Genomic DNA, 15547 nt, shown 5'->3' with positions numbered 1-15547 from the left:
TTCCGTGAAGATGCGGTCAAACGGAGTGATGAAATGCCACTTATGGTGGCTTTATTGCGTAATGCTATGTCGCCATTACACTTTTTAATCAGGATTGTTTTCAGGGGTTCACATGCAGGGCACCAAAATTCGACTCTTAGCTGGCGGATTGCTGTTGGTCGCCGCCGGCAGTAATGTGCAGGCAGAAGCACTACAGCCCGACCCAGCCTGGCAGCAAGGGACGCTTGCCAACGGTTTTCAATGGCAAGTCCTGGCCACACCTCAGCGTCCTAGCGATCGTATTGAAATTCGTCTGTTGGTTAATACTGGTTCATTGACTGAAACCACCCAACAGAGCGGCTATAGCCACTTTTTACCTCGTCTGGCGCTGACACAAAGCGGCAGCTTGCAGCCGTTACAGGCTCGTTCTCTATGGCAGCAAAGTATGGACCCAACGCGTCCGCTGCCCCCGGTTATCGTCTCTTATGACTTCACGCTGTTTAATCTCAGCCTGCCAAATAACCGCAATGATTTACTCAAAGAAGCCCTAACCTATCTTTCAGACAGCAGTGGCAAAATGGCAATTACCCCTGAAACGGTGAATGTCGCGCTGCAAACTCAAGATATGGTTGCTACCTGGCCGATAAACACCAAAGACAACTGGTGGCGCTATCGCATGCAAGGTTCCTCACTGTTGGGCCATGACCCGGCAGAAGATCTCAAGCAGCCGGTGGATAACGAACAGCTGAAGGCGTTCTACCAGAAATGGTATACCCCGGATGCGATGACGCTGATTGTGGTGGGTAATGTCGATAGCCGCAGCGTTGCCGATCAAATCAACAAAACCTTTGGCACCCTGACCGGCAAGCGCGAAACGCCAGCACCGGTTGCTACCCTTTCTCCGCTTAAAGGCACTCCAGTAAGTCTGATGACCGATAGCGTGCGTCAGGACAGGCTCTCACTGATGTGGGACAACGCCTGGCAGCCGATCCGTGAATCTTCCATGCTGTTGCGTTACTGGCGTGCTGATCTGGCTCGCGAGGCCTTGTTCTGGCATGTGCAGCAAAACCTCAGCAAGCAGAACCAGACAGACCTCAACCTGAGCTTTGATTGCCGTGTGCTGTACCAGCGTGCGCAATGTGGCATCAACCTTGATTCACCTAACGATAAACTGAATGCTAATTTGGCGACCGTGGGCAAAGAGTTGCTTAAGGTGCGTGATAAAGGGCTTTCGCAGGAAGAGTTTGATGCGTTAATTGCACAGAAAAAAGCGGAGCTTGCCAAATTGTTTGCCACTTATGCGCGAACTGACACCGACGTGTTGATTAGCCAGCGCATGCGTTCACTACAAAACCAGGTGGTTGATATCGCACCGGAACAGTATCAGAAGCTGCGTCAGGATTTCCTGAACAGTCTGACGCTGAACATGCTGAACCAGGATTTGCGCCAGCAGTTGTCGCAAGAGATGGCCTTAGTGCTGCTGCAACCGAAAGGTGAACCTGAGTTCAATATGAAGGATTTGCAAGCGACGTGGGATAAAGTGATGGTTCCTTCGAAGGCGCCTCCGATAGCGGATGAACCTAAGCTGGATGTGTCGGATATTCCGCCAGCGCAATAACATTTGCCGGGAGTCCGGGTTCTTAGGGTGACGACGGTGGTCACCCTAAGACGTTCACCTGTACAGCGGCTATATGAAACACACTATCGCCTGGCGAACGGAACTGTCTCACGACTCACAGAGATGTGAGTAAGAGACAGCTCCTCAGGGTGAAGGTTGTTTTAAGCTGGCATCGCTTCTTTAGGAATGATCGCGCCGCGATACTGAATCACGGTGCTCGCGGTCAAATGCCCGCGTTTTGCCGCTTCTTCTGCACTGCCACCAGTCAAACGCACCGCCAGATAGCCCGCGCTGAAAGAGTCACCCGCCGCCGTAGTATCGATAACTTTTTCTTTCGGTAATTTCACCGCTGGCACTTCTAATGTTGACTCACCCTGAATCGCTACCAGGCAAGAATCAGCGCCACGCTTGATTACCACTTCACGCACACCAGCTGCCTGGGTACGGTGAATCACTTCTTCAACTGGCTTCTCGCCCCACAACAAATCTTCGTCATCCAGCGTCAGGAACGCGATGTCGGTGCAGGTCAGCATTTGCTGATAGACCTGTTGCGTCTCTTCACGGCTTGCCCACAGGCGCGGACGGTAGTTGTTATCGAAGATAACCTTGCAACCGTTCGCACGGCACTGAGTCAGCAGCGCCATCAGTTTTTCACGGCTAGCCGCGTTGAGGATAGCCAGACTGATACCGCTCAGATACAGATAGTCGAACTGTGCCAGTTCTGCGCAAATAGCCTGAGCTTGATCGCTCTCCAGCCAGAAACGGGCTGCGGCTTCGTTGCGCCAGTAATAGAACGTGCGCTCACCGGTAGAGTCAGTCTCGATGTAATACAGGCCCGGCAGACGGTGCTCCAGGCGCTGAGTTAGCTCGGTGTGAACGTTTTCTTGCTGCCATGCGTCCAGCATCTGTTGGCTGAAGTTATCTTCACCCAGAGCGGTAACGTAGTGGACTTCAAGATCGGCTGCGTCAACCTGACGTGCGATATAAACGGAAGTGTTTAGGGTATCGCCACCAAAGCCGCGGCTAACTTCCGCACCTTTTTGCGACAGTTCAATCATACATTCACCGATAACGGCGATTTTGCGCGTTGGCATAGCAGTAAACCTGAATTAATGAAATTGCCACTAGTTTGCTGGTCGGCTAAAAACGAGTCAAACAATTTAAAACGATGTTTCGGAAAACTTTGAGCTAAGGCAGTTTATTGCCGATGTTAGATAACTCGCATTGATTGAGGTTGTACTGAAAGCGAACATAAAGTTCTCATGCGCCACGCCGATAACTTCTCGATGAGCCATCTGAGTTATCAAGGTAAACAGGACGTACATGATGAAGTTTAAGCAGATCACTCACCGGCTTAATACGCTTGAAGCGAGTGTCGAAAGTTTGCAGGAGCGGCGGTTCTGGTTGCAGTGCCAGCGGCAGTACACCTTTCAGCCGATTTATAAAATCGACGGCAACTTAATGGCAATAGAGTTGCTCACGGTGGTGACACATCCGGATGAACCGGAAATTCGTATTCCACCGGATCGGTACTTCACATCTGTCTCTTACCGTACGCGGCTGATGGTTATCGAAGAGCAACTTAGCCTTTTGGCTGAATGGGAATCCGTCTTCCTCGGCTATAAAATTTTAGCCTCGGTCAATGTCGATGGCCCGACATTGATGGCGATGAAACAGCACCAGCCGATTCTTGCACTTATCAACAAAATGCCGTGGGTGCGTTTTGAGCTGGTTGAGCACATCACTCAACCACAGGCTGTGACGCTTGCTGGGATGCAGGAATTTGGCCCGTTGTGGCTTGATGATTTCGGCACAGGTGTTGCGAACTTCTCCGCATTAAGTGAGATGCACTATGACTACATCAAAGTCGCACGTGACTTGTTTATCATGCTGCGCACCACCGATGAAGGCCGCAATTTATTCACCATGCTGCTGCAATTGATGAACCGCTACTGCAAGGGTGTCATCGTTGAAGGTGTTGAAACAGAAGATGAATGGCGTGATGTCCAAAGCTCTCCCGCCTATGCCGCGCAAGGTTATTTTCTCTCACGGCCCATTCCTTTTGAACAGTTGGAGAATGTGCTGATTCGCCTCTCCTGATGCCGTTTTGGCCCCACTAAACTATCTTTAGTGAAAGTGAGCCACATCAGGAAAGGGTGAAAGGCATGACAAAAACTGGAAAAGTCGTAAGTGGAGTCGTCGGGGTTTTATTGTTGTTGGTTGTGGTGGCAATCATTGTGATTGCGACGTTTGACTGGAATCGGCTCAAACCGACCATCAACCAAAAAGTCTCGACAGAACTGAACCGGCCATTCGCGATTCGTGGCGATTTAGGTGTGGTTTGGGAGCGCAACAAAGAAGAGACGGGCTGGCGCAGTTGGGTGCCCTGGCCGCATGTTCATGCCGAAGATATTATTCTTGGTAACCCACCTGACATTCCTGAAATAACGATGGTACATCTACCGCGTGTTGACGCCACCCTGGCGCCGCTCGCGCTGCTGACGAAAACGGTCTATATCCCATGGATTAAGCTGGGGCAACCTGATGCGCGGCTGATTCGCCTGTCAGAAAAAAACAACAACTGGACGTTTAAACTTGCCAGCGATGGGACAAAAGATCCCAATCAGCCGCCTTCTGCCTGGTCATTCAGAATGGACAATATTCTTTTTGATAAGGGCCGCATCGCCATTAACGACAAACTCACCAAAGCCGAGATAGAAATCCTCGTCGACCCTCTCGGCAAGCCATTGCCGTTTAGTGAAGTAGAAGGGAAGAAACCCACGGGCAAAGATGCCGCAAAAGCCGGAGATTATGTCTTTGGCCTGAAAGTGAAAGGCCGTTATAACGGTGCGCCGCTCGAAGGCAACGGCAAAATCGGCGGCATGTTAGCGCTGCGTAGCGAAGGCGAAACCGCTTTCCCGGTGCAGGCAGATGTACATTCCGGTAATTCCCGTGTGGCATTCATCGGCACCATTAACGACCCGATGAAAATGGGCGGCGTCGATTTGCAGCTTAAATTCTCCGGTGATTCGTTGGGTAATCTCTACGATCTGACCGGCGTGTTGCTGCCAGATACGCCACCGTTTGAAACGGATGGGCACCTGCTGGCAAAAATCGACACTGAAAAAGGTTCGGTATTCCGCTACCAGAACTTTAACGGGCGGATTGGCGACAGCGACATTCACGGCTCGCTTACCTACTCGCAAGGCAAGCCACGCCCGAAACTGGAAGGTGACCTCGAGTCTAAACAGCTCCGTCTGGCCGACTTAGGCCCGCTGATTGGCGTGGACTCTGGTAAAGGAGCGCAGCAAAGCAAACAGTCTGAGCAGGCTAAGGGCGAGAAAACCGTCCAGCCGAGCGACAAAGTTTTGCCGTATGACCGTTTTGAAACCGACAAGTGGGATGTGATGGATGCCGATGTGCGCTTTAAAGGCGGCCGTATCGAACACAGCGGCACGCTGCCACTGAGTAACTTATCCACGCACGTGATTTTGAAGAACGCTGACCTGCGCCTTGCGCCGCTGAAATTTGGCATGGCGAACGGCACTATCAGCGCCAACATTCATCTTGAAGGCGATAAAAAGCCGATGCGCGGCACGGCGGATATCCAGGCGCGGCGTTTGCAGCTCAAGCAGTTGATGCCAAAGGTGGAGTCGATGCAGAAAACGCTCGGTGAGCTAAACGGCGATGCGGAATTACGGGGCCGTGGCAACTCTATTGCTGAGTTACTGGGCAGTAGCGACGGCAATCTGAAACTGCTGATGAACGATGGGCTTATCAGCCGCAACCTGATGGAAATCGTCGGTCTCAATGTCGGGAATTATATCGTCGGGCAGATTTTTGGTGATGACGAAGTGCGGATTAACTGTGCGGCGGCAAACCTTGATTTACGTGGTGGGGTCGCGACGCCGCGAATATTCGCCTTTGATACGGAAAACGCGCTGATTAACGTTACAGGGACTACCAACTTTGCCAGCGAACGACTCGATTTAACCATCGATCCTGAAAGCAAAGGGATTCGTATCATCACGCTGCGTTCGCCGCTGTATGTGCGCGGCACCTTTAAGAACCCGGATGCAGGCGTGAAAGCCGGGCCGCTAATTGCACGTGGCGCGGTAGCAGCAGCCCTGGCGACGTTGGTGACACCAGCCGCTGCGCTATTGGCGTTGATCTCGCCATCCGAGGGCGGTGATAACCAGTGCAGCCGTATTTTGGGGCAAATGAAAAAGTGATTTGATTAAATAATAGTCATATTTTATAGTGCATTTAGCACGTGCTCTTTACACGTGTTAAATGCACGAGGAAACACCATGAGTGTCGCAATGAAAAATCGCAAAAGAACCGTGAGCGTAACGATCGACGATGAACTTTATCTTCGTGCTCGTGCTAATGGTCTTAATTTGTCACAGCGCCTGAGTGTTGTTATTGCTCAGGATCTTGAAGAAATCGAACGTGAGCAGTGGAAGCAGCGTAACCGTGAAGGACTTCTGGAACTCAATCGCATCACGGAGCAGTGCGGAAACTTTGCGGATGAACATCGGAAGTTCTAATCATGCAATTTCATATCTACCGTAACGGTAGCAAAAACAAAAATTATCCCTATCTAGTTGATGTGCAAAGCAATCTTGTTGATTTATTAACAACGCGAGTCGTTATCCCATTGGTACACGCTTCTTATGTTCAGGCAAAACTAGCCGAAAGGATTTGTCCAATCATTGAGATTGAAGGAGAAAGCTTCATCTTAATGACCCATGAAATGGCAAGTGTTGATGCTGCGATTTTGCGCGAAGAAGTCGGGAGTGCCCTTCCATGGCGAGCAGAGATTAAAGGCGCGATAGATTTTCTTTTTGATGGTTTTTGAGCAAATAGCGCGGTGTTACCCGCGCTGCTATTCACTTTTCTAAAGCGACAAATGGCGTGTCTCTTTCGACACCAACAGAGCAACCAGCGTAATCGCTGACATCGCCGCCAGATACAAGCCGACGTAGAACAGTCCGTAATTCGCCTGCAACCAGGTGGCGATATACGGCGCTACAGACGCACCCAGAATTGATGCCACGTTATACGAGAACGACGCACCGGTATAACGCACTTCGGTCGGGAACAACTCTGGCAGCAGTGCACCCATTGGGCCAAAGGTTAAACCCATCAGGCTCAGGCCAATCAGCAAGAATGCCATGACAAGCGTTGGGTTACCGGAACCTAACAGCGGCTGGAACACGGCTAATGCAAAGATAATCATCAGGCTGGTGATCACAATCATGCACTTACGGCGGCCGAATTTATCAGCCAGATAGCCCGCAATCGGCACCATCACACCAAAACCAATCACCGCCATCATCAGCATCCACAACACATCGTTGCGTGAGAAGCCAAGACCAACAGGCACTGCCGCAGTACTGAAGGTCATTGAATAGACCGTCATGATGTAAAACAGCGTGTAAGTCGCCAGCATAATAAAGGTGCCGATAACGGTCGCCTTCAAGTGCTTTGTCAGCAGTGTGCCGAGCGGTATTTTTACCTGTTTGCCCGCTTTGGCAATTTTGGCGAATACCGGTGTTTCGTGCAGTGAAACACGCACATACAGGCCGATTATCACCAGCACCGCAGAAAGAATAAACGGCACGCGCCAACCCCATGACATGAACTGCTCATCGGTTAAGAGCCATGAGAGCAGCAGGAAGGTGCCGTTGGCAAAGAAGAAGCCAATTGGTGCACCTAATTGTGGGAAAGAGCCGTACAGCGCACGTTTGCGTGGTGGCGCGTTCTCAGTCGCCAGCAATGCCGCACCGCCCCATTCGCCACCCAGGCCCAGACCCTGACCGAAGCGTGCCAGTGCTAACAGCACCGGCGCCAATACTCCGATGGTTTCATAGCTTGGTAACAGGCCAATCAGAACGGTTGAAACACCCATTGTCAGAAGTGATGCCACCAGTGTCACTTTGCGGCCTACGCGGTCGCCAAAGTGGCCAAATAGAGCAGAACCAATTGGACGGGCGACAAAGGCAATGGCGAACGTTGCCAGAGACTGTAGCGTTGCAGCGGTTGGGTCACCTTGCGGGAAGAAGATATGCGGGAAAACAATAACCGCTGCAGTAGCGTAAATATAGAAATCAAAGAATTCGATGGCGGTGCCGACAAGTGAGGCAACGACAACTTTTCCACGTGAGTTGACGGGTGTGGCATCAGTTTCGGTATTGATTGAATCAGCGATGGTGGCTTGCATAGATTTTTCTTATTTATAGCGAACGAAAGCCATATTACGCATAGCAAAAGGCGTATTTCAACGCGCGGTTGCCTCCCTCGCTGTGCGATTAACGCGCAATAAGAGGATAATTTTTAGACCAGAAAATAAATATCCACGTCGTGCTTCTCATATTTAAAAAATTAGCGGATAAAACTGCTTTTAGGTTAAATAAAAGTTACAGGCTGGATTTATGTGCTGAAACGGTATCTCGTACCAGCCTGTTATCAATCAACTTTGAGTTTTACCCGGCATTCTCGGGTCATCCTTGTATTGTGCGGTGGCAATCCACGCGGCACAAAACAGCGTCAGACGGGCGAAGAAATAGAAGAAGGCCATCAGACCTAAAACAGAGCCAAATGCTGCGCCGGAGGGTGATTTTATCAGCGCTGGCAAGCTGTAGGTCATGATGATTTTGATAACCTCAAAACCAATTGCCGCAATCAATGTGCCACGAATCAGTGCTTTCTTGCGTGGACGGTGGCGTGGAAGACGCCAGAAAATCCAGAAGAACAGCAGGTAGTTAGCAAAAATAGAGATCGCTAACCCGACTAAATGCCAAACCGGTTTTAACCATTCGATACCGTCGAGATGCAAAAGAGTTATCAGGAATGCCTGGGCTGAACCGGCAACCGACGTGATAGAAAGCGTCACAATCAACGCCACCAACAAACCAATTAGCGACACTAAATCACGCAGATACTTTATCCAGAACTTCTCCTGATCTTGTGGATTCCTTTCCCACTTATCCCGCGACTGAGCACGCACCGCTTCACGCAAATTCCCCATCCAGTTGATACCTGAATAGAGCGCAATCAGCAGGCCGACCAGGCCAACGGTTGTACGCTGTTGCACCGCAGTATTGATGGTGCTTTTCAGCGTGGCGGCAAGTGTTGGCTCGCTAACGTTGGTGAGGATTTTTTCGAAAATTTCTTCGAGCAGTGTAGGGTGCGAGGCGAGGATATAACCGGCAGCGGCGAACGCCACCATCAAAATCGGGATCAGAGACAGGAACGAAAAATAGGTGATAGCTGCGCCAAACTGATTGCCCATGCGGTCATTAAACCGTTCGGTGGCACGTAACAGATGCGCGACCATCGGGCGTTTCGCGGCTTTATTGACACTGGCAATCGTATGATTAACCGTCTCATTTTTTGTCTTGATATTGACCAACTGCTCCGATTCATCGAGCTTCTCGGGAGCAGCAGGTTCGGGTTTGGGGTGCGTCTGAAATTTGGCGACAGGCTCATAATCGAGCGATTCAGTTGGGCGTTTCTCGCTGTTATCCGATGTAGTCATCAGGTTATTTTTTCCTTTACATAAAACAAGCTCTTCACGAAATTATAGCCTGGTGCTAGTCCACATACCCTTTAACCAGCCCCGTCAGCCACTCCATAAACAAATGAACGCGGCGTGAAAGGTTGCGACGATGTGGATACAGCAAGGAAACCGGCATCGGTTCGGCGCGATATTGCGGCAGGATCTCTACCAGTTTTTTACTCTTCAGCAACTCTTTTACGCCGATACGAGGCACCTGGATGATACCAAGCCCGGCAAGGCATGCCGCCTGATACGTTTCGGTGCTATTCACCGTTATCACGCCACCCGTTTTTACCCAGCGCGTGTTTTTATCTTCCAGGAATTCAAATCCTTGCGGTCGGTTGCCGAGATTGAGTGCGTAATGCACCACAGCGTGAGAGGCGAGATCGTCAAGATTCTCTGGATAACCGAAGCGTGCCAGATAATCGGGGCTGGCACAGTTAATTAAAGTCAGTTTCCCTAGCGGGCGTGCCACCAGGCCTGAATCTTTAAGCTGCCCAACACGAATAACGCAATCGAACCCTTCGCGCACCACATCGACCATGCGATCGCTGCTACTTAATTCCAGCTCAATACCCGGATATTGCTGCAAGAAAGCGGGCAGTTTGGGGATAACTAAATTTCTAGCCACGCCGACCGGCATATCCACGCGCAAACGCCCGCTGACACTTTTGGGATCGTGTAAAAAAAGCCCATCTAATTCGTCCAGGTTAGCGAGTAAATCGCGGCAGCGTTCGTAATAGACCATTCCATCCTGGGTGAGTTGTACCCGACGCGTGGTTCGATGTAATAGCCTTGTTCCTAGCACCCCTTCTAGCGCCTGAATCTGACGCGATACGCTACCTTTAGGTAGGCCCAGAGAATCGGCTGCACGAGTAAAACTCTCCAGTTCAGCCACTCTAATGAATAACTGCATTGCTTGTATTTTATCCACTATTTTTCCTTATTGTTGTTGTGGCTGAAACAGTGATGCTCAATTTGCAATCTTTATTGATTTTGTAGCACCTAATAAGCTCTATCTCAATCATCCAACAGTCATCAACGAGGCAAATCATGAGTCAAACAATCGCATTAGTGACCGGCGGCAGCCGTGGATTAGGTAAAAACGCAGCATTGAAACTGGCAGCGCGTGGCGTGAATATTATTCTGACCTACAACAGCAAGCAGCAAGAGGCGCTAAATGTTGTTCGCGAAATTGAGTTAATTGGCGTTAAAGCCGTGGCAATTCAATTGAATGTCGCCGAAAGTGCAGGGTTCTCGGCCTTTGCGAAAGAAGTGAAACAGCAGCTACATGATGTATGGCAGCGCGATTCATTTGATTATTTACTGAACAACGCTGGAACAGGTCTTGATGCCCTGTTCGAAAAAACAACAGAAGAGCAGTTTGATGATTTAATGAACATCCATCTGAAAGGACCATTCTTCCTGACTCAGCACTTGCTGCCGTTGATTAAAAACGGTGGCCGTATCCTGAATGTCTCGACTGGCCTGACGCGTTTTGCGCTGCCAGGGAAAGCTGCTTATGCCGCAATGAAAGGGGCGATGGAAGTGCTGACGAAGTACCAGGCCAAAGAGTTGGGTGCGCGTGGGATCTCGGTGAACATTATCGCGCCGGGTGCAATTGCGACTGATTTCGGTGGTGGCGTAGTGCGTGACAACGAACAGGTAGCGAATGCTATTGCTGCACAAACCGCATTAGGGCGTGTCGGGCAGCCGGATGATATTGGTGATGCAATTGCTGTGCTGCTCAGTGATGAAAGCCGCTGGATGAATGCGCAGCGCATTGAAGTTTCTGGTGGGATGTTCTTATAAGAAAGGGCATTTGCGAGGGTGAAGTTCATCTCACTCTCGCCTGTTAAATATTGGTCAAAAATACTGAATGATATGAGCGAATCATTCCACTATCACCATTTGTGATACGGCATTATTCTTATCACATCGAAAGCGAACAAGCTTTCTAACTTAAACAAGCTCAAGGATATACATCATGAAAAGCATCAAATATTTTGCCGTAGTTATGACTCTGGCTGCTTCATTCTCAAGTTTTGCTGCAACCACTCAATCTGTTGAAAGCCAGAAAATCGGTACAGTTTCGGTGAGCGGTGCTGCGAATATCGATAGCCTACAGGCACAACTGCAAGCAAAAGCTGAGCAGGCTGGCGCGAAATCAATCCGCATCATTTCTGCTGGTGGCGATAACAAAGTGTTTGGTGTTGCCGAGATGTATAACTAAGAATTCACGCTGTATGGGCCGCCGTTGTGCGGCCCGTGTTTTATCTGAACTCGCTGCGTAACAAACCAAATATCCAGTCATCCTGCCAGGTTCCAGAAAGAAAATAGTTTTCTCGCAGTACCCCTTCGGACTGAAAACCGGCTTTCTCCAGAACCTTTTTCGAACCGATATTCCCGACCGTTACTGTTGCTGTTAGTTTTCGGATCGCACATTTCTCAAAGGCAAATTTGCACACGGCATGAAGCGATTCATAACCGTAACCTTGCGCATGAAACTCCGGATCGAGAATAAAGCCCACTTCTGCCATGTCCTCATCACCACGCACAAACCCAGTAAAGCCAATAGGTGTGCCGTTATGTCTGTCGCGCATGAACAGGCAAAGCCAGTGTCGACTATGCGTTTCCCAGCGAACAAGGCGTGAATTAAAAATCTGGCGAACCTCAGCTTCTCGTCGTTCATCGGAAACATAGCGCATCACGTCTGGATCTTGCTGTAAGCGCAAAAAGAACGGCCATTCTTGCTCGGTAATTTGGGTTAAATTTAGTCGTGGCGTGGAGAGTGAAAGCATATTGATCGCTCTTATGTGTGGGTACACATAAACATTACATATCAAAAATAACGGCGCCATAGTTATGCGCCGTTATTAAGGGTTACTTCCAGCGGGATAAATCATCACATGTCAGCCCAATATCTCGTAATTGTTCCTTGTTCAATCTTTGCAACGTACGTGCTGTCTGGCGGTTTAACCATCTCTGGCGCAAATAACGGTAAATCATCACAAAGCCATAAAACGGTTTGTGCGGACGGTTCTCTTCAAAGCCCATAGTGTTGCTCCTCATCGTGTTGATGGGAACAATCATGCGCCGCCATACAGATTGCTGGCAGACGCAAATATAACTTTTATTTAACATACAGACACGCTAAAACAAGATCTGAATGGTGGTTTTTCCATAACTCTGTACTGCTTTTTCTGTCTGTATGGTGAAATAAGAGGATACAGCATGACGCGTTACCAACATCTTGCCACTTTGCTGGCAGAACGCATTGAACAAGGCTTGTATCGCAGTGGTGAACGCCTGCCTTCGGTGCGCAACCTGAGTAGCGAACACGGCGTCAGTATCAGCACCGTACAGCAGGCCTATCATATTCTTGAAGACCGCCAGCTCATCTCCCCGCAGCCGCGCTCTGGTTACTTCGTGACACCGCAAAAATCTCAGCCTCCGGTGCCTGCGCTGACACGCCCGGCGCAGCGCCCGGTAGAAATTACCCAATGGGATGCGGTACTTGAGCAATTAACCGGAAGAGAAGATGCCGGAAGTATCGCTTTTGGCAGTGGTTTTCCCGATGTGACCCAGGCGACGATTAAACCGCTGTGGCGTGAAATGAGCCGCATTGTGCAGCATCAGGAGCCCGAAATTTTGGGTTATGACTGCATTAACGGTAAGCAGGTGCTGCGCGCACAAATTGCACGTTTGATGCTCGACAGCGGCTGTGTCGTCACCCCAGACGATATTGTGGTGACCACCGGTTGCCATGAAGCGTTGTCGATTGCGATTCGTGCTGTGTGCGAGGCAGGAGACATTGTGGCGGTTGAATCGCCATGCTTCCATGGCACCATGCAAATGCTGCGCGCATTCGGCATTAAAGTGGTTGAAATACCAACGGATTCCGAAACTGGCATCAGTGTGGAAGCGCTTGAGTTAGCATTGGAACAGTGGCCGATTAAAGCGGTGATTCTGGTTCCAACCTGTAATAACCCGCTCGGTTTTATCATGCCAGATGCGCGAAAAAAAGCGGTGCTGAATCTCGCGCAACGGTTTGATATCGCGATTATTGAAGACGATGTTTACGGCGAACTTGCGTATGAATACCCACGCCCGATGACGATTAAATCGCTGGATGTTGATGGGCGGGTGCTGTTGTGCAGCTCATTTTCAAAAACGCTGGCACCGGGACTGCGCGTGGGCTGGATTGTGCCGGGGCGCTATTTCGACCGCGCCATGCATATGAAGTACATCGTGACCGGTAGCAGTACCACTTTTACCCAAATGGCGGTCGCGGAATTTGTGCGTAACGGCCATTACCATCGCCACCTGCGGCGCATGCGCCAGCACTATCAACGCAACCTGGATGTATTCACCTGCTGGGTGCGCCACTATTTCCCATGTGGGATCTGTGTTTCTCGGCCACAGGGCGGATTCCTGATGTGGATTGAGTTGCCGGAACATATTGATATCGTGCCGATCAGCGAAACGCTGCGTCAGCATAATATCCGTATTGCGGTGGGGTCGTTGCTGTCGGCTTCCGGGAAATATCGCAACTGTATGCGGCTGAATTATGCATTGCCGTTCAATGCCGAGACTGAAACCGCGCTGCGTAATATGGGCGAGATCATCGGGCATGTTTTTGAAAACGGTTAATTTTCCTACTCTTTTAAAGCCATAGACTGTTACCCATCTGAGATAAAATTGCGCCTCATGGCGTTGTGTACCCATGCCAGGCGTACATGCGTTTTTAATTGAAAGGAAAATCATGACCAGCGCTGCACAGTTGCTGATGCGGGAAAAGTTCGAGACTTGCCTGAGTGTGATTCGCCAGGCGTCATTGCAAATCCTGCCACTTCTCACTATCAAAGCCAGTGAAGGCAAGGATCCGCAATGGTTTTTTCAACAGCTCGAGCAAGCCCGTCTGGCGCTGGGAAGTTGGATGGCGGTGGCAAAACGATTAAATCTTAATGATGCTGAGATTTCACATTTCACGCTGTTGCTACGTCATCTACAGCAATTGGTTCCGCAGTATGAAAGCGGCCAGGAAGTTAGCCATAACCAGCTAATCGCGGCATTGCGCTTTGTGAGTTATCTCGAGCTGGTGCGTGTAAAGCAGCCTTTGCTTGGCTACTCCACCGAAATCGAAAATAATGATAATACTCAGCAATATAAAGCGACACGCCAGATGCGTGCGCTGGAGCTGATGCTTAAAGGTCTGGTTGATCAAAGCTATGCCAGCCAATCACAGTTGGTGCATAAGCTGAAAACGCAGTTTGGTGCTGATTGTGTCCGTCGTTGGTTGAAAAATGGCGAACGTGGCGATGTGCTAAGTGGGATGCGCTTTAGCGAGTTGGCCTTGATGGTGGTCGATAAAAAAGAGTACGCGAACCATTACGCCGGGCTATTCCAGCACTCATTGAAACTAAGCTTACTGATTGATCAGCGCAAAACACTGCAAACTTTTCTCAATGATGTGCGTGAAATTCGCAATGTTCTGGTTCAACAGCAACCCCTCACTTCCGTACAACTCACCTTGCTCGATAGTTACTATCAAGAAAGTAGCGATGCCATTCAGCGCGCATTCGATGAGGGACGAACGAAGGTCAACCCGGCGATGTTTCTGGCTGCCGATGATTCACAATTACAGGCCTGGCTCATGCAGGCGCAGAAAAAATATCAGGCAACCGGACGCGATACCGAAGAGGTGCGCGATGCTATCGAACGGCCTGAGTTGCGTAATACCAAAAGAAAGCAGGACTCTGGCGAAACGTTATTGATGCTGATGTGGTGCATAGCGGGAGTGGCAGTGATTGGCGCCGCCATCTTTGGTATGTACTTTCTGAGTGATTTCACCAATAAACCTGCCGTTGCGAAAAATACGCCAGTCAAAATCACAATCATCGATTCTCTCCCGGAAACCGAAAGCGCGCGTGAAAAGCTGGCAGATATCGGAATCACATGGGATGAAGGCAACTTACGCTCGGCAATCGAACGCGGCGATACCGCTGTCGTACGGCTATTTATGCAAGGGGGGATGAACTGGAAAGTCTATTTCACCGAATCTGCATTAGCGGGTGATTACCGCGACGCGCTCAATACTTTGCTGCAGTACCGATCGCAGATGGATGAAGACCGGCCATGCCGGCGCATGATCAGAACCATTAGTCAGGCGATGCACGACGGGCAAAGCCTGACTTCACTACGGAAACAGTTTTTGGTCACTTTTTGCAGTGCACCTGAAGCCATTAAACGCCAGAAAGAAGAGTTAGATCGCGCGAAACTACGGCTGAGTGCGCGGCAACAAAATAAAAACGCCCAAGCCGCAGCCGAAGAAAATCGCACATTGGAAATTCAAAAAGCAATTTATGACGCAATGCGGTGAGGAA

The 15547-nt window shown here is 50.0% G+C and carries 15 protein-coding genes; 9 read left to right on the top strand and 6 right to left on the bottom strand.

From position 1 onward, the window contains the following. Positions 1 to 112: 112 nt before the first annotated feature. Positions 113 to 1597, top strand: coding sequence for a M16 family metallopeptidase (locus M977_RS10585; protein ID WP_064514743.1), 1485 nt, complete (start codon positions 113 to 115; stop codon positions 1595 to 1597). Positions 1598 to 1758: 161 nt separating this feature from the next. Here M977_RS10585 and kdgK read toward each other — a convergent pair whose 3' ends face one another. Then, a complete protein-coding gene (gene kdgK / locus M977_RS10580) occupies positions 1759 to 2691 on the bottom strand; it encodes a 2-dehydro-3-deoxygluconokinase (protein WP_064514740.1) in 933 nt (310 codons plus the stop codon). A 232-nt stretch (positions 2692 to 2923) separates the two neighbouring features. Here kdgK and pdeH point away from each other — a divergent pair, with 232 nt between their 5' ends. The 4 genes from pdeH to M977_RS10560 all read left to right on the top strand — a co-directional run bounded on the left by pdeH (position 2924) and on the right by M977_RS10560 (position 6458). Further along, positions 2924 to 3697 (top strand): cyclic-guanylate-specific phosphodiesterase, encoded by a 774-nt coding sequence (pdeH, locus tag M977_RS10575; RefSeq protein WP_064514738.1) that lies wholly within the window; start codon positions 2924 to 2926, stop codon positions 3695 to 3697. 65 nt (positions 3698 to 3762) lie between these two features. Continuing rightward, a complete protein-coding gene (locus M977_RS10570) occupies positions 3763 to 5829 on the top strand; it encodes an AsmA family protein (protein ID WP_064514736.1) in 2067 nt (688 codons plus the stop codon). Between the two features lie 78 nt (positions 5830 to 5907). Then, positions 5908 to 6147: a type II toxin-antitoxin system CcdA family antitoxin gene (locus M977_RS10565; protein WP_064514733.1), complete on the top strand. Its 240-nt coding sequence runs from the start codon at positions 5908 to 5910 to the stop codon at positions 6145 to 6147. Between the two features lie 2 nt (positions 6148 to 6149). After that, on the top strand, positions 6150 to 6458 hold the full coding sequence (locus M977_RS10560) for a CcdB family protein (protein WP_064514731.1): 309 nt from the start codon (positions 6150 to 6152) through the stop codon (positions 6456 to 6458). A gap of 39 nt (positions 6459 to 6497) precedes the next feature. Here the strand turns inward: M977_RS10560 and M977_RS10555 are convergent, their stop codons facing one another. The 3 genes from M977_RS10555 to M977_RS10545 form a co-directional block, all read right to left on the bottom strand. Next, positions 6498 to 7823, bottom strand: a complete 1326-nt coding sequence (locus M977_RS10555; RefSeq protein WP_064514729.1) for an MFS transporter — start codon at positions 7821 to 7823, stop codon at positions 6498 to 6500. 249 nt (positions 7824 to 8072) lie between these two features. Then, the gene (gene yhjD / locus M977_RS10550; RefSeq protein WP_064514727.1) at positions 8073 to 9140 is read right to left on the bottom strand and encodes an inner membrane protein YhjD; all 1068 of its coding nucleotides are present in this window, start codon (positions 9138 to 9140) and stop codon (positions 8073 to 8075) included. A 55-nt stretch (positions 9141 to 9195) separates the two neighbouring features. Continuing rightward, on the bottom strand, positions 9196 to 10095 hold the full coding sequence (locus M977_RS10545; RefSeq protein ID WP_064514724.1) for a LysR family transcriptional regulator: 900 nt from the start codon (positions 10093 to 10095) through the stop codon (positions 9196 to 9198). A gap of 119 nt (positions 10096 to 10214) precedes the next feature. Between M977_RS10545 and M977_RS10540 the strand changes: the two genes are divergently transcribed. Together M977_RS10540 and M977_RS10535 are read left to right on the top strand one after the other, a co-directional pair. Beyond that, positions 10215 to 10973 (top strand): SDR family NAD(P)-dependent oxidoreductase, encoded by a 759-nt coding sequence (locus M977_RS10540; RefSeq protein ID WP_064514722.1) that lies wholly within the window; start codon positions 10215 to 10217, stop codon positions 10971 to 10973. Positions 10974 to 11148: 175 nt separating this feature from the next. After that, the gene (locus tag M977_RS10535) at positions 11149 to 11394 is read left to right on the top strand and encodes a YdgH/BhsA/McbA family protein (RefSeq protein WP_064514721.1); all 246 of its coding nucleotides are present in this window, start codon (positions 11149 to 11151) and stop codon (positions 11392 to 11394) included. Positions 11395 to 11434: 40 nt separating this feature from the next. On the opposite strand, the gene M977_RS10530 is transcribed toward M977_RS10535, so the two are convergent. Further along, the gene (locus M977_RS10530) at positions 11435 to 11962 is read right to left on the bottom strand and encodes a GNAT family N-acetyltransferase (RefSeq protein ID WP_064514719.1); all 528 of its coding nucleotides are present in this window, start codon (positions 11960 to 11962) and stop codon (positions 11435 to 11437) included. A gap of 82 nt (positions 11963 to 12044) precedes the next feature. Next, positions 12045 to 12218, bottom strand: coding sequence for a DUF1127 domain-containing protein (locus M977_RS24375; protein ID WP_074392015.1), 174 nt, complete (start codon positions 12216 to 12218; stop codon positions 12045 to 12047). A 177-nt stretch (positions 12219 to 12395) separates the two neighbouring features. Here M977_RS24375 and M977_RS10525 point away from each other — a divergent pair, with 177 nt between their 5' ends. Together M977_RS10525 and M977_RS10520 are read left to right on the top strand one after the other, a co-directional pair. Next, positions 12396 to 13814 (top strand): aminotransferase-like domain-containing protein, encoded by a 1419-nt coding sequence (locus M977_RS10525; RefSeq protein ID WP_064514717.1) that lies wholly within the window; start codon positions 12396 to 12398, stop codon positions 13812 to 13814. 112 nt (positions 13815 to 13926) lie between these two features. Beyond that, a complete protein-coding gene (locus M977_RS10520) occupies positions 13927 to 15543 on the top strand; it encodes an STY4199 family HEPN domain-containing protein (RefSeq protein WP_064514715.1) in 1617 nt (538 codons plus the stop codon). Positions 15544 to 15547 lie beyond the last annotated feature (4 nt).

The sequence above is a fragment of the Buttiauxella gaviniae ATCC 51604 genome (genome assembly GCF_001654835.1).
GTDB classification, from domain to species: Bacteria; Pseudomonadota; Gammaproteobacteria; order Enterobacterales; family Enterobacteriaceae; genus Buttiauxella; species Buttiauxella gaviniae.
Note: the sequence above shows the minus strand (reverse complement) of the source record. Positions and strands in the feature narration are given on the sequence as shown.